This window comes from Pseudomonas sp. GYB4201, from assembly GCF_056312595.1.
Genome location: NZ_JBWGIG010000003.1, coordinates 153,776 through 168,907, shown reverse-complemented (window position 1 = coordinate 168,907; position 15,132 = coordinate 153,776). Strand labels below are relative to the sequence as shown.

12 protein-coding genes are annotated in these 15,132 nt (G+C 65.9%); 5 read left to right on the top strand and 7 right to left on the bottom strand.

The genetic code is table 11. The features are described 5' to 3' along the window. Positions 1-8 precede the first annotated feature (8 nt). From AC0Z2B_RS04205 to AC0Z2B_RS04175, 7 genes are all read right to left on the bottom strand, one after another. A complete protein-coding gene (locus tag AC0Z2B_RS04205; RefSeq protein ID WP_475505622.1) occupies positions 9-1,343 on the bottom strand; it encodes a c-type cytochrome in 1,335 nt (444 codons plus the stop codon). Beyond that, entirely contained in the window at positions 1,340-3,118 is a 1,779-nt protein-coding gene (locus AC0Z2B_RS04200; RefSeq protein ID WP_475505621.1) for a GMC family oxidoreductase, read from the bottom strand. Before AC0Z2B_RS04200 ends, AC0Z2B_RS04205 begins: the two co-directional genes overlap by 4 nt. An 80-nt stretch (positions 3,119-3,198) precedes the next feature. Next, positions 3,199-3,918, bottom strand: a complete 720-nt coding sequence (locus AC0Z2B_RS04195) for a gluconate 2-dehydrogenase subunit 3 family protein (RefSeq protein WP_475505620.1) — start codon at positions 3,916-3,918, stop codon at positions 3,199-3,201. Positions 3,919-4,065: 147 nt separating this feature from the next. After that, complete coding sequence (locus AC0Z2B_RS04190) at positions 4,066-5,085, bottom strand: LacI family DNA-binding transcriptional regulator (RefSeq protein WP_475505619.1); 1,020 nt, start codon at positions 5,083-5,085, stop codon at positions 4,066-4,068. A 145-nt stretch (positions 5,086-5,230) separates the two neighbouring features. Continuing rightward, on the bottom strand, positions 5,231-6,520 hold the full coding sequence (locus tag AC0Z2B_RS04185) for a c-type cytochrome (RefSeq protein ID WP_475505618.1): 1,290 nt from the start codon (positions 6,518-6,520) through the stop codon (positions 5,231-5,233). Positions 6,521-6,532: 12 nt separating this feature from the next. Further along, positions 6,533-8,308 carry a GMC family oxidoreductase gene (locus AC0Z2B_RS04180; protein WP_476295251.1) on the bottom strand — a complete coding sequence of 592 codons (1,776 nt, stop codon included), beginning with the start codon at positions 8,306-8,308 and terminating at the stop codon, positions 6,533-6,535. A gap of 155 nt (positions 8,309-8,463) precedes the next feature. Further along, a complete protein-coding gene (locus AC0Z2B_RS04175; protein WP_476295250.1) occupies positions 8,464-9,177 on the bottom strand; it encodes a gluconate 2-dehydrogenase subunit 3 family protein in 714 nt (237 codons plus the stop codon). 232 nt (positions 9,178-9,409) lie between these two features. On the opposite strand from AC0Z2B_RS04175, the gene AC0Z2B_RS04170 reads away from it, so the two are divergent. The 5 genes from AC0Z2B_RS04170 (at position 9,410) to AC0Z2B_RS04150 (ending at position 15,102) form a co-directional block, all read left to right on the top strand. Next, positions 9,410-10,450, top strand: coding sequence for a LacI family DNA-binding transcriptional regulator (locus tag AC0Z2B_RS04170; protein WP_476295248.1), 1,041 nt, complete (start codon positions 9,410-9,412; stop codon positions 10,448-10,450). Between the two features lie 252 nt (positions 10,451-10,702). Further along, positions 10,703-11,905: a mandelate racemase/muconate lactonizing enzyme family protein gene (locus AC0Z2B_RS04165; protein ID WP_475505614.1), complete on the top strand. Its 1,203-nt coding sequence runs from the start codon at positions 10,703-10,705 to the stop codon at positions 11,903-11,905. A 32-nt stretch (positions 11,906-11,937) separates the two neighbouring features. Continuing rightward, positions 11,938-13,317, top strand: a complete 1,380-nt coding sequence (locus AC0Z2B_RS04160; protein WP_475505613.1) for an MFS transporter — start codon at positions 11,938-11,940, stop codon at positions 13,315-13,317. A 34-nt stretch (positions 13,318-13,351) separates the two neighbouring features. Continuing rightward, on the top strand, positions 13,352-14,515 hold the full coding sequence (locus AC0Z2B_RS04155; protein WP_476295247.1) for an L-dopachrome tautomerase-related protein: 1,164 nt from the start codon (positions 13,352-13,354) through the stop codon (positions 14,513-14,515). 104 nt (positions 14,516-14,619) lie between these two features. After that, positions 14,620-15,102, top strand: a complete 483-nt coding sequence (locus tag AC0Z2B_RS04150) for a GlcG/HbpS family heme-binding protein (protein WP_476295364.1) — start codon at positions 14,620-14,622, stop codon at positions 15,100-15,102. The last annotated feature ends 30 nt before the right edge of the window (positions 15,103-15,132 follow it).

Here is a 15,132-nt window from a genome sequence, read left to right as displayed (position 1 = left end):
GACTTTTTTTAGTTGGCTGCGCTGCTTGAGCCCAGTTGCGCCGGCAGGTTGAGGTCCTTGCGCACCTGTGCCACCTGATCGGCGTTCACCGCGGGTGCCGCATTGCCCCAGGTGTTGCGGATGTAGGTGGCCAGGGAGGCGACCTGCGAGTCCGACAGCTTCCAGGCAAAGCTGGGCATGGCGCCGCTGGTGGGGTTGCTTTGCGTGACCGCGCCGCGGCCGCCCTGCAGCACGGTGGTGAGCAAGGTCTGGGCGTTGGCCGACTGCAGCGCCGGGTTGTTGGCCAGGCTGGCGGCGATGCCGCTGATGCCCTTGCCGTCGCTGTTGTGGCAGGCCGAGCAGTTGGCCGCGTACACATTGGCGCCCTGTTTCATGGCGCTTTGCGTGGCGGTCAACGGCTGTGGCTTGGTGGCCGAGGAGCCGGGGATGCTTTGCAGGTAGGCCGCAATGGCCACCAGGTCGTCATCGCTCATGTGCTGGGTGGAGTTGGTCACCGCTTCGGCCATGGGGCCCGAGGCGACGGCCACGTCATTGCTGCCGGTCTTCAGGTATTGCACGATTTGCGCCTGGGTCCAGCCACCGATGCCCACGTAGGGGTTGCTGGTGATCTCCGGTGCATGCCAGCCGGCCAGGTCGCCGCCCTGCAGGAAGGCGCCACCCTTGTCGCCGCCCAGGAAGTTTTTGGCGGTGTGGCAGGCGGCGCAGTGGCCCAGGCCCTGCACCAGGTAGGCGCCACGGTTGACCTGCGTGGTGGCGCTGGCCACCGGCACGAACGGCGTCTTGTCGAAGAACAGCAGGTTCCAGCCCATCATCATCAAGCGGATGTTGAACGGGAAGGGCAGTTGGTTGGAGACCACCTTGTTGTCCACCGCCGGCACCGTCTGCATGTAGGCCCAGAGGTCGTGCATGTCCTGGTCGCTGACCTTCACGTAGGCGTTGTAGGGCATGGCCGGGTACAGGTTTTCACCCTCGCGGCCCTTGCCTTCGCGCACGGCGCGGGTGAACTGGGCCTCGGTCCAGGCGCCAATGCCGGTGGCCTTGTCCGAGGTGATGTTGCTGGCCAGCAGTTTGCCGAACGGCGTTTGCAGGGCGTAGCCACCGGCGAAGGGCTTGCCGCCGTGCGGGTCGGTATGGCACGCGGCGCAGTCGCCGGCGATGGCCACGTAGCGGCCGCGGGTCACGGCCGGGTCTTCCTGGGTGGTGACCGGGGCCTTGACGCCTTGGGCGCTGTCGGTCTGCTGGCCGGGCGCGACCAGGGTCTGGGCCGCGAACACCAGGCCCACGACGCCGCCCAGGGCTACGCCGCCCAAGGCCATGCTGGCTAATCCATGACGGCGCTTCATGCGGGTACCTCCACCAGGGGGCCACGTTTGCCCAGGTACTGTTCAATGATTGCCTTGGCCGTCCACAGGCTCAGGGCGCCGATGGTGGACGTGGGGTTGTAGCCGGCGTTGTTGGGGAACGACGAGGCGCCCAGCACGAACACGTTGTGCACGTCCCAGCTCTGCTGGTAGCGGTTGAGCACGCTGGTTTTCGGGTCCTTGCCCATCACCGCGCCACCGATGGTGTGGTCGCTGCCGGGCAGGTACGGGCCGTAGTTGACGGCCGCGGAGTCGAAGCCGTTGACGATTTCCGCGCCCATGGCCTTGCCGATTTCCACCGCCTTGTCTTCGGTGAAACGCGCCATGCGCCGGTCGTTTTCGTTGTAGTCGAAGGTCACCCGGATCAGCGGGTCGCCGTGGGCGTCCTTGTATTCCGGGTCCAGGTCCAGGTAGCACTCGTCGTGGGAGAAGCTGGTGCCCTGGTTGAAGATGAAGGTGCCGTTCTGGAAGGCGTGGGTGTAGGCCTTCTTCCAGTCGCTGCCCCAGCGCGGGGTGCCCGGTGGCACGGCATCGGCGTTGCCGATCGGGCGGGCGCCGCGGGCCACCACCAGGATGCCGGCACCGCCGATGAAGCCCAGGCCCTTGTGGTCGAAGTTGTCGCCGTTGTAGTCATCGACCTGGGCGGAAAGGGCGCCGGCGCCGATGTACTGGTTGAGCTGTTCGTCCTTGAAGAAGATGTTGGCGCCCGACACGGTCTGGAAGCTGTAGGCGCGACCCACCACGCCTTGGCGGGTCTCGGGGTTGTACGGCGTGCCGATCTTCGACAGCAACAGCAAGCGCACGTTCTGCATCTGGAAGGCGGAGAAAATCACCAGGTCGGCCGGCTGTTCCCACTCCTGCTTGTTGCGGTCCAGGTAGGTCACGCCGGTGGCGGTCTTGCCGTCTTCGGCGAGGTTGGCGCGCAGTACCGCCGATTCGGTCAGCACGGTGAAGTTGCTGCGCTGCATCAGCGCCGGGATCACGCAGGCGTTGGGGCTGGACTTGGAGAAGTTGCCACAGCCGTAGTACAGGCAGTAGCCGCAGTAGGTGCAGGGGCCCATGCGCACGCCCAGCGGGTTGGTGTAGGCCTGGGAGGCTTGCCCGGCAGGTACCATGAACGGGTGCAGGCCCAGCTTCTTGCTGCCCTCGGTGAACAGGTCGGTGAGGCGGGTGGTGGCCAGTGGCGGCAGGGGGAATTCGCTCTTGCGGTTGCCTTCGAAGATGTTGGCGCCGTCGATCTTCTCGCCGTTGAGCACGCCGGCCTTGCCCGATACACCGGCGATCTTTTCAAAGCGCTCGTAGAAGGGTTCCAGGTCCTCGTAGCTCACGCCCCAGTCCTGCACGATCAGGCCTTCGGTGAGCTGCTGTTGGCCATAGCGCTTCATCGTGAAGCTGTAGGGCTCGAAGTCGAACGGCAGGAAACGCCAGGCCATGCCGGCCCAGTGGGTGCCCGAACCGCCGACGTTGTAGCCCAGCTCGTTCAGGCTCCAGTCACGGGTGGGCAGGGCGGTCTGGCTGCGGTTGTTGCGAAAGGTGGTGGTCTCGATGGCCGGTGGCAGCAGCAGGCTGCGGCGGGTGTCCCAGCGCAATTCGTCGGTGTCCACCGACGGTGGGAAGTCGGTGGCGGTCTCGACCCACGGACCGCGTTCGATCGCTACCACGTTGAGGCCGGCGCGCGTCAGCTCTTCAGCCATCAGGGAGCCGCACCAACCGAGGCCGACGATCACTGCGTCGACTTTGGGGCGTACATTGGCCATGAATCAGGTCCTCTTCAATACAGCGTAATCACGCAAACAAGGCAGGTATCAGGCGGGCTGTACTGCTCGATTTTTCTGGTTTAAAGGGTGTTGTCGATCAGGCTGGTGGGGATGATGTGCAGCTTCTGGCCCTTTTTCGCGATCAGGTCGCGGAAGTCGTAGCGGGCGCCGGGGAAGCCGATCATTTTCCAGCTGGCCATGTTCTTGTTGCCGCCGTAGAGCGGGTCGGCGAAGAAGCCCTCGCGTACGTTGGCCAGGATCTGCTCGAACAGCTCCTTGGTTTCCACGTCGTGCCCAAGGTCCAGCTGGCCGGCTTCCATGCTGCGCAGCAGGCTGTCCTGCTGGGTGCCGTCCAGTTGCACGAAGGGTTTGGAAAACGCGTGCTGGCAATGACCGTCGATGGCCGCCAGGCCCTTGCGCCAGCGCTCGGCCGGGGTCAGGGGCGATTGCGTGCCTTGCTCGAAGGTGCCTTTGACGAAGCGGCCCAGGCGGTAGAGCGTGGCGCCCTTGCCGTAGTCACCGGCCAGCTGGCGGTCGATAAACACCGCGCAACCGGCTTCCTTGCCGCCAATGCTCAGCTCGTCCGCCGGGATCAGGCGGTCGGCCAGGGCGCCGGCGGTGTCGAATTCGGCCTGGGTGAAGAACGCCAGGCCACCCTGGCGCGGGGCGGGCAACGCCGGCAGGCTGGCCTTGCCGGGCTCCCAGGGCTGGCCGCCGCTGACGACTTCGGCGCGCGCAGCGGGCAACGTGGACGCGGCCGCCAGGGCCAGGGCCGATGAAAGAAAATCTCTGCGCTGCATGGATGAGTCCTGTGGGCGATGAGGAAGGTCGGACCCCTGGGCAGGCGCGCCGGAACGCGCGCGACCAGGCGGTCACGGCGGGCGAGTCTAGGGGTGCGACATGTCACCACGCCACTAACTATTTGACGTTTTCACGTCAAAAACCACTCAATCGGGCAGGGTCTCGTCAATCACGATACGCAGCTGGGGGGCCGCCTGCGCGGGGCTTTGCAGGTCACCGTTGGCGTACAGCAGGTGCTGGATGGCGGCCTCGGCCTGGCACTCCGGGTCCTGGTCCAGCACCAGGGACAGCAGGCCCTCGCGCAGGAAGTCGGCGTGCTGCTGGCTGGCCTCATGGGTGATCCATACCGGGCGCAGGTCCAGTTCCAGCAGGGCCTTGCGAATGCCCGCCGAACCGCTGCCGGTGTTGTAGATGGCCGCCAGTGGTTGCCCGTCATCAACGGCGTCGCGCACGGCCTGGGCGGTCATGTAGTCGTTGTCGTGGCATTCCACCGGGTGGCTGATGGCGAGGTGCGGGGCGCGCTCGCGCAGCACTTGCAGGAAACCGCCCACCCGCGCCTGGTGGGCGTGGTAGAGCAGGGAGTTGGTGATCAGCAGCACCCTGCCGTGCTCGGGCAGCACCCACTGGGCCAGCAGGCGCCCGGCACTGCGCCCGGCCATGTGATTGTCGATGCCGATGAAGGTGGCGCCCGTCAGCCCGGACAAGCTGCTGGTGAGCAGAACCACGGGCACGCCCTGGTCGATCTGCGCCTGCAACGCTGCGCGGATTACCGGCAAGTCATGGGCTACCACGATCAGGCCCTGGCGCGCGGTGCGGGGCTTGGCGATGAAATCCAGCAGTTGCTGCGGGTCGGCTTCGTCCCAGGTCTGGCGCTGCAGCACCAGGCGCGAGCGCAGCAGTTGCGCCTGGCGAGTGAAGGCGGCGGCGACCCGGCGATAGTGGTCGGTGCTGCTTTCCACCATCAGCAGGTCGAAGCGCAGCAGGCCATGCACCGGCGAGGGCAGCACACGACGCAGGTCCAGGGCCCGGGCGGCGTTGAGCACCTTGCGGCGCTTGGCGTCAGAGACGCTGCCGCGTTCGTTGAGCACCCGGTCGACGGTGCTGAGGCTGACGCCGGCCAGTTCGGCGACATGGACCAGGCGTTTTTTTTGAGTGAGGCTGTCCAACGAAAACGTTTCCGTGAAGGATATGCAGGGGAATTTAGCACGTCGTGACCTGTAGCCGCTGCCGTCAGGCTGCGCGGGCCCTGCGCGTCGCTGGAGATTTCCAGTGTACTCTGGGCCCGCGCAGCCTGGCGGCAGCGGCTACAGGTTACTTGGCGGCCAGGGGTTGCGCTGTGCGGGCCTTGGCGACTTGTGCGGCGCTGATGCCTGGCGCGGCGTTGCCCCAGCTGTTGCGTACGTAGGTGAGCACGGCGGCGATGTCGTCGTCGTTGAGCTTCCAGTCAAAGGACGGCATGCCTGCCGCCGTGATGTTGCCCTCGGTGGCCACCGCGCGCCCGCCCTTGAGCACTGCACTGATCAGGTTGGCACCGCCGGTGGCGCGCATGCCCGAGTTGTCGGCAAACGCCGGCACCATGCCGTTGATGCCTTCGCCGTGGACGTTGTGGCAGGCCATGCAGTTGTTTTCGTACACCTGGGCGCCGCGTTGCATCAACGGATCGCTGGCCGACAGCGCCGCCGGCGCCTGGGTGCCCGAGCCGGGGAGGGATTTGAGGTACAGGGCGATGTCGGCCAGGTCGGCGTCATCGAGGTGCTGGGTGGAGTGCTCCACCGCTTCACCCATGGCACCGGCGGCCACAGCCTTGTCGTTGCTGCCGACCTTGAGGTAGCCCTGGATCTGCTCTGCGCTCCAGCTACCCAGGCCCAGGTGGTGGTCATTGGTGATTTCCGGGGCATGCCCCCCCAGCAGGTCGGCCCCTTGCAGATAGGCGCCGGTGTCGCCGCCCAGGGCGTTTTTCGGCGTGTGGCAGGCAGCGCAGTGGCCGGCGCCGTCCACCAGGTAGCGGCCCCGGTTCCATTGCGCCGATTGCGCTACCACCGGCACGTAGCCCTGATTCTTGAAGAACAGCAGGTTCCAGCCCAGCATGGCCAGACGAATGTTGTAGGGGAAACCCAGGGTATTGGCCTGCGCCGGCTGGTGCACGGGCGCCAGCGAGCGCATGTACGCCCATAGGTCGTGCACGTCGCTGTCGCTCATCTGCACGTAGGCGTTGTAGGGCATGGCCGGGTACAGCAGGGCGCCGTCCTGGCGTTTGCCGTGGCGCACGGCGCGGAAGAAGTCGCGCTCGGTCCAGTTGCCGATGCCGGTCTCGCGGTCGGGGGTGATGTTGGTGGAGTTGATGGTGCCGAACGGGGTCTGCAGGCCGTAGCCGCCGGCAAACGCCTGGCCGCCGGGGGCGGTATGACAAGCCGCGCAGTCGCCCTGCACGGCAATGTAGGCGCCGTGCTTGACCTGGGCAGGTTCGGGCCTGGCGCTGTCTGCCGCTTGCAACTGGTTGTCGGCGACATCGTCGGCACGGGTGCTGCCGTTCAGGTACAGCGCCGTGCCCACACCGGCCACGGCAACTATCACCAGCCCTGCAATGATTTTGGTTTTCATCGGTGAGCGTCCTTATGCCTGAACCAGGGGGCCGGGGTTTTGCAGGTACTGTTCCTTGATCGCCTTGGCCGTCCACAGCGCCAGGGCGCCGATGGTCACGGTGGGGTTGAAGCCGCCGTTGTTGGGGAACGACGAGGCGCCCAGCACGAACACGTTGTGCACGTCCCAGCTCTGCTGGTAGCGGTTCAGGGCGCTGGTTTTCGGGTCGGTGCCCATCACCACGCCGCCGATGGTGTGCGACGAGTCGTTGGCGCGGAACGGTGTGTAGTGGTCGGCGGCAAAGTTGTAGGACTCGATGTGGGTGCCCCCCACCGCCTTGGCGATGGCCTCGCACTTTTGCCGCACGAACTCGCCGGAACGCTTGTCGTTGAGGTTGTAGTCGAAGGTCATGCGCATCAACGGCCGGCCGAAGTTGTCCTTGTACACCGGGTCGAGGTCGAAATACGCGTCTTCGTGGGAATAGCTGGTGCCCTGGCCCTGCACCATGGCCCAGTTCTGGTAGCTGTGCTGGAAGGCCTTTTTCCAGCCCTTGCCCCAGCCGGGCGCGCCCTTGGGCAGCACCCCGGCCATGCCGATGGGCAGGCCGTTGTTGGACAGCGACTGAATGCCCGCACCGCCGATGAAGCCCAGCCCTGAATGGTCAAAGTTGTCGGCGTTGAAGTCGTCGACCTGGATGGCCAGGCAACCGGTGTTGATGAACGGGTTCAGGTGCTCGTTCTCGAACCACAGGTAGGCGTAGGACAGGGTCTGGAAACTGTAATTGCGGCCGATCACGCCTTGTTTGGTGCGCGGGTCGTAGGGCCTGCCGATGCCCGACAGCAGCATCAGCCGCACGTTGTCCAGCTGGTAGGCGGCGACAATGACGATATCGGCCGGCTGTTCGCCGACCACGCCGTCCTTGCCCACGAAGCTGACGCCGGTGGCGGTCTTGCCGTCGGCGGCCTTGTTGATGTGCAGCACTTCGGTGTCGGTCATCACCTCGAAGGTGGGCTGGCGCATCAGCGCTGGCACCACGCAGGCGTTGGGGCTGCTCTTGGACCAGTTGCCGCAACCGAACAGCTGGCAGTACCCGCAGTAGGTGCACGGCCCCATGTGCACGCCCAGGGCGTTGACGTAGGCGCGCGAAATAGTGCCGGCCGGCACGGGGAAGGGGTGCAGGCCCATCTCGGTGGTCTTCTGGGTGAAAATGTCGTTCCAGCGGCTGGGCACCAGGGGTGGGGTGGGGAAGTCGCGGCTGCGCGAACCTTCAAAGGGGTTGCCGCCGGGGATCACCTTGCCATTGATCACGCCGGCCTGGCCGCTGGTGCCGGCAATGCGCTCGAAGCGGTCGTAGAAGGGCTCCAGTTCGTCATAGGTGATGCCCCAGTCCTGCACCTGCAGGCCGGGCACCAGCTGTTGCTTGCCGTAACGCTCCACGGTCTTGCTGTAGGGCTGGAAGTCGAACGGGTTGAAGCGCCAGGACGCCGCCGCCCAGTGGGTGCCCGCGCCGCCCACGTTGTAGCCCAGGGTCAGGTTGCTCCACTCGCGCACCGGCAGCGCCTGCTGCGAGGCGTTGTTGCGGAAGGTGTAGGTCTCCAGCTTAGGCGGCTGGAGGATTTCCTTGCGGGTGGACCAGCGCAGTTCGTCGGTGTCCACCGACGGCGGGAAGTCGGTGGCGGTGTCGCGCCAGGCGCCGCGCTCGATGGCGACGACCTTGAGGCCTGCGCGGGCAAGCTCTTCGGCGATGACCGAGCCGGACCAGCCCAGGCCGATCACTACCACGTCTGCTTTGGGTCTTGCGTTTGCCATGGGTCAATCCTTTGTCGCGCGCAGCCGGGCGCCGTGCCCGGCTGGCAGAAATGAGAGGGTTGTCGCCACTGCCGCCCGGCTGCGCTGGCCCTGAACCTCGCTGAAGATCCTCAGGGTGCACACTGGCCAGCGCTGCCTTCGGCAGCGGCTACAGGTCAGGCGCGGTCGAGCAGGCTCACCGGTTCCAGGTTCAGCGCTACGCCTTTTTTCTGGATGTAGGGGCGATAGTCATAGCGTGCGCCGGGGAAGCCGATCAGCTTCCAGCCCACCATGCCGCGGTTGCCGCCGTACATCGGGTCGGCGAGGTAGCCTTCGCGCACGTTCTGCAGCAGCAGGGCAAAAAATTCGGCGGTGCCGGTATTGGGCAGCTTCAGCGCGCCGCTTTCCATGTCGCGCAGCAGGCTGTCCTGGCTGTCGCCGTCCAGGCCGCTGAAGGGCTTGCCGTAGCGGGCCTGGCAATACGCGCCCAGGTCCTTGAGCCCGCTGCGGTAGCGCTCGGCCGGTGTCTGCTTGAACTGCGGGCCTTGTTCGGGGGTGCCGGGCACGATCGGCCCCAGGCGGTAGACGCTGGCCGCCTGGCCAAAGGCGCCGGCCAGTTCGCGGTCGATAAATTCCACGCAGCCCGCCTGACTGGCGCCAATGCCAAGCTCGTCCTCGGGGATCAGGCGGTCGAAGATCGCCGCCACCTCCTTGGCTTCCTCAGGTGTCAGGTAGGCCAGGCCGCCTTTGCGTGGCAACCTGGGCAAGGCATCGGCCTGGGTGCCTACCGGCATCGGTGTGCGGGAACTGATGACGCTGGCGCCTGCGCTGCTGGCCACGCCCAGGGCAGTCAACTGCACGAGCGATATCAAGGCCTCTCTTCGTTTCATGTGCTCTATCCTCAGGTCTCACGGTGCAGTACGCCGCTGCAGGTGGGGCTGCACGCAAGGCCCGTCCTAGACGGGTTGGCACAGCCACGGCGGGCGAGTCTAGGGGTGCGGCATATCACCACGCCACTAACTCTTTGACGCTTTCCCCTCAAGGCCTGCGCGCGCCATCGGCCTCGCCCTGGGCCAGGCGCACTGGTAGCATCGGGCCCACCACCCTTGCTGCGAGCACACCATGGCCGGCCTGCCACCCGACAATAACGACGCCCCTCGCGGTGCGGTGACGCTCAGCGACGTGGCGCGGCTGGCGGGGGTGGCGCCCATGACCGTGTCGCGCTGCCTCAACCAGCCCGACACCGTGCGCAGCACCACGCGCCTCAAGGTCCAGCGCGCCATCGAACAGACCGGTTATGTGCAGAACCGCCTGGCCGGCGCACTGCGCTCCAGCCGCAGCCGGCTGGTGGCGGTGGTGATGCCGATGGTCACCAACCCGATCTTTTCCGACACCTTCCAGGCCATCAACGACCGCCTCGCCCAGGCCGGTTACCAGGTGCTGCTGGGGGTGTCGGGCTATGAGCGCGAGCACGAACAGGAGCTGCTGGAGGTGATTCTCAGCCGCCGGCCCGACGGGATTATCCTGACCGGCACGCTGCACACGCCGGCCAGCCGCACCCGCCTGCGTGCCGCGGGGGTGCCGGTGGTGGAGACCTGGGACCTGACGCCCGAGCCCATCGACATGCTGGTGGGCTTTTCCCATGAACAGGCGGGCAGGGCCGTGGCGTTGCAGTTGTTCGCCCAGGGCTACCGGCAGTTCGCCCTGCTGGCGGTGGACGACCCGCGCGGGCTGCGCCGCGCCGAAAGTTTCACCCGCGCGCTGGCCGAGCAGGGCGTGAGTGCGGTAAGGCGGCAGATCTACCCCGGCACGCCGACCCTGGCCATGGGGCGGATGGGCCTGGATGCGTTGTGGCAGCAGCCACCGACGCCCGCCGAGCCGTTGGCGGTGGTCTGCACCTCGGACACCATTGCCCACGGCGTGCTTACCGAAGCAGCGGCGCGCGGCGTCCGGGTGCCGGAGCAACTGGCGGTGATGGGGTTTGGCGACATGAGCTTTGCTGCCCACACCTTTCCGGCGCTGTCGACGGTGCGCATCGATGGCGCGCTGATGGGCGAGACGGCGGCGCAGATGCTGCTGGATCGCTTGCAGGGGCAGGGCGGCGGTGGTCAGGTAACCGACATCGGTTTCACCCTGATACAGCGCGACAGCACCACCGCCTGACCCACCGCGCTGTATTCGGACGCGGCCTGGCGGCCGCTCTACGGCGCGCGAACCACCTGTAGCAGCTGCCGCCAGGCGGCGTCCGGGCGCGCCACGGTGCCTCCGGGAAACCGCATCGGCGATCTCATCATTTTGACGTTTTCCCGTCACTTTCGAATTCTGCGCTTGTATTTGAAATCCGCGCGCCCTAGCGTTTAAAGCACAAATGGTAACGATACCATTACCCCTGAAGCAGTCTTGGGATAACAACAAATGTCGACCATCACCTGTGTAAGAACGCTGCGCCTGCCCCAACGCCCCAAGCTGATCTGGCTTGAGATCGAAACCGACGAAGGCCTGATCGGCCTCGGCGAAACCTTTCGTGGCGCCGCCACTGTGGAGGCGGCAGTGCATGAACTGATCGCCCCTGGACTGATCGGTCGTAATTCACGGCAGATCGAAGCCATCTCCCTGGAGCTGACCACCCCTTATGTCGGCTACCACAGCGCCAGCGCCGAGATCCGTGCGGCCAGCGCCGTGGATATTGCCCTATGGGATCTCAAAGGCCAACGCCATGGCATCCCCATCCATGAAGCCCTGGGCGGTGCCTGCCGCGACAGCATCCGTGTCTACAACACCTGCGCCGGCTATGAGTTCAACACCCAACAAGGCGCCCGCCGCGAGATTACGGCCGCCGATGCGGCTCAGGGCCCTTATGACGATCAGTTGGCCTTCAGCCGCGACGCCGGTGCCCTGGCGGCGAGCCTGGTGGAAGAGGGCTACACGGCCATGAAAATCTGGCCGTTCGACCGCTTCGCGCGCCAGGCCGGCGCCAACAGCATTAGCCTGGCTGAGGTACGCCAGGGCTGCGAAGCCTTCCGCCAGATCCGCGCGGCGGTGGGTGATCGCATCGAGATCATGTGCGAGCTGCACAGTCTGTGGGATAGCGCGGCGGCCTTGCGCATCTGCCAGGCGCTGGACGCATTCGACGTGTATTGGGTCGAAGACCCGTTGTGCAAGATGGACGACGCCCAGGCCCTGGCCGACCTGCGCCGTCGAACGCGGGTGCCGATCTGCGCCAGCGAAACCCTGGGCGGCAGCGTGGCCTACCGCGACCTGCTCAACGCCGGCAGCCTGGATTACCTGATGCTGGACCTGGTGTGGTGCGGCGGCTTCACCGAAGCACGCAAGATAGCCGCCCTGGCCCAGGCCTACAACAAGCCGTTGGCACCCCACGACTGCACCGGCCCGGTCGCGCTGTTCGCCGGCCTGCAACTGGGCCTGCATGCGCCCACGGCGGTGCTGCAGGAAGTGGTGCGGGCGTCGCTGTCCACCTGGTACGGCGAGTTGGTCACCCATTTGCCGCAGATCACCGCCGGTTTCGCCGCCGCGCCTACCCGGCCGGGGTTGGGCACTGCGCTGCGCCCCGAGGTCAAGCAGCGTCCCGACGCCATCATCCGGGAAACCCGCCGCTGACCTGACCTCTACTTTCCGGGATCGAGAACACAATGAAAAAAATAGATTCTCTTCGCCGTTTCATCGCCCAGCACCGCCGCTACGAAGTGATCGCGCTGCTGTTCATCATGATGCTGGTCAACCAGGGCGACCGCGCCACGCTGTCGGTGGCCGGGGCCAGCGTGTCCCAGGAACTGGGCCTGAGGCACGGCGAGATGGGCTGGCTGTTCTCGGCCTTCGCCTGGGCCTACATGCTGCTGCAGTTGCCGGGCGGCCTGGCCATCGACCGCTTTGGCAGCATCAAGGTGCTGGGCGTGGCGATCATCGCCTGGTCCGTGCTGACGGCCGCGATTGGCAGTGTCGCGGTGATGCCCGTGGGCATAGCGTTCTTCGCGGTGTTTGCCCTGCGTTTCCTGGTCGGGGTGGCCGAGGCGCCGTGCTTTCCGGCCAACAGTAAAATTGTCTCGATGTGGTTCCCCACCGCCGAGCGCGGCACGGCGACGTCGATCTTCAACGCCTCGCAGTACTTCGCCGCCGTGGTGTTCACGCCGCTGCTGGCGTGGATCTCTACCCGTTGGGGCTGGCCGTGGATTTTCTATGTGATGGGCGTGGCCGGGGTGGCCATTGGCATCGTGTTCATTGCCCGCATCAAGGCGCCCGTTGAGCACCCGGCCTTGAGCGCGGTGGAGCTGGACACCTTGCGTAATGGCGGCGCCAGCCTGCGGGAAAAGCCTGCGCAGGCCGACAAGGCGGACGGTTGGCGCCAGACCTGGGCCAGCGCCCGGGCCTTGTTGGGCCAGCGCATGTTCCTGGGCATTTACCTGGCGCAGTTCTGCATCAGCACCCTGACGTTTTTCTTCCTGACCTGGTTTCCGGTGTACCTGGTGCAGCAGCGTGGCCTGTCGATCCTCAACGCCGGCCTGCTGGCGGCGGTGCCGGCGATCTTCGGCTTCATCGGTGGCATCAGCGGTGGGCTGGTCTCGGACTTGATGCTGCGCAAGGGCCTGTCGCTGACCCTGGCGCGCAAGCTGCCGATCTTCATCGGCATGGCCCTGTCCATGAGCATGATCCTCTGCAACTACGTGCAGACCGACCTGCTGGTGGTGCTGTTCATGACCCTGGCGTTCTTCGGCAAGGGCATGGGCGCCCTGGGCTGGGCAATTATCGCCGACGTGTCGCCCAAGCGCAGCGCGGGCATGAACGGCGCCATCTTCAACACCTTCGGCAGCCTCGCCGGCATCGTCACCCCGGTGGTGATCGGCTACATGGTGCAGGCCATGGGCTCGTTCAACGGCGCGTTGATCTACGTGGCGCTGAACGCGGCGGGGGCGTTCGTCAGTTACCTGTTTATCGTCGGCCCGTTGCAGCGGCCCGACGAGCCTGCGCCCACCGCGCCGCCCGAGGAGGGGCTGCAGCCAGCGCCGGCACGCTGATTTCACGTTTCATCCCACAAGGAAAATAAAAAAGATGCTGAATCGACGACATTTCTGCCGCGCCTCGCTGCTCGCCGGCGGCGCCTTTGCCCTGGCCGATGGCCCCTTGGCCCAGGCCGCTGCGTTGCTGCGCGCTGGCCAGCCGCTGACCGAGGTGGCCAGCCTGGACTGGTTGTGCAACGCCGTGGCATTGACCACCGACGGGCGCCTGTTCGTGGGCCTGCCGCGCTGGCCCGGCTTCGAGCGCACCCCGTCCATTGCCGAGGTGCTGAAGGATGGCAGCCTGAAGCCATTTCCCGGTGGCGACTGGAACGCCTGGGCGCCGGGCAAGCCCAGTGCCCAGGCGCTGGTGAAGATCAACACCATTCATATCTTCGACGACGACACCTTGTGGGCCATCGACCAGGGCGAGGACGCCGGCCCCAAGGGCATCAACACGGCGCAAAAGATCCTGCAGTTCGACACCCGCACCGGCAAGCTGTTGCGCAGCATTACGCTGCCCGAACATGTGCTGCCGGCCGGGGCCAACCTCAATGACCTGCGGCTGGACAGCGAGCATGCCTACGTGACCGATTCGGGGTTGGGGGCGATCATTGTCATCAACCTGCGCACGGGCGCTTCGTTGCGCCGCCTGGCCGATCACCCCTCCACCAAGATGCTGCCCGAGCGCCGACCTTTCGGCGAGGACGGCCAGCCGCTGCTGATGCCCGATGGCAGCGACCACCAGGTGCATTCAGACCCCATCGAGATCAGCCCCGACGGCCAGTGGTTGTACTACCAGGCCCTGAGCGGCCCGTTGTGGCGGGTGCCCACTGCTGGGCTGCGTGACGCCCGGCTGAGCGAGCAAGCCCTTGGCACGCAGGTACAGTTCGTCTACGACACTGGCCCCCTGACGGGTACGGGGATGGACAGCGCCGGCAACCTGTACCTAGCCGAATACGACAAGCCGCGGGTGACCGTGCTGGCACCTGACGGCGCCCTGCGCGTGGTGGTCGAGGATCCGCGGCTGTGGAACCCGGATGCGCTGTTCATCTCCCACCAGCGCGAGCTGTACATCCCCGTGCCGCAAAGCGCGCGCATGGCCGCCAACCGCGGGCCGGGCGGCAAGAGTGCGCTGCAACTGCCGTTCAAGATTTTCAAGGTGCAGTTGCCGCCGGCGCTGGGCTCCCGCGAGAAAGTCCCTGCTGCGGCCTCGTAGTTTCGGTCTCGATTGTCCTGTAATTCACCGCGCCTGGAACGCGGCCTTGGCTGGTATTCCAGGCGATAGACGCGGCTTTACCAAACCAAAAGAGATGCTTGACCATGAAAACAATAATACCTGGCACCGCCTTGACCCTTGCCATGCTGTTGTCAACGTTGGCCCACGCAGCAACCGCCGATTCGGTGGTCTCCCAACCCAACGTCTCGACTGCTGCTGCCCTGCAACTGGCGGAAAAAACGACTCAACTGGCTCTTGAACGGCACATGAAAATCTGTATCGCAGTCACTGACGCCGATGGGCACTTGCTGGCGTTCACGCGCATGCAGGGAGCCTACGCAGGGTGTGTGGAGGCCTCGATTGCCAAGGCGACCTCGGCGGCCCGTTTCGCCATCAACACCATCACCTTTTACGACCTGGCCCGCAAGGAAAACCTGGCCATAGGCACCATTCCTGGCATCTTGCCGGCAGTGGGCGGGGTGGTGCTCAAGCACGGGGGCGCGGTGGTGGGCAGTGTCGGTATCAGTGGTGACACCGACCTGACCGAGCAGAAGCTCGCCGAAGACGTCTCCGCTACTTTCAACTGAGCCAACGGTCGTCTGACAGCACTGTCGGGC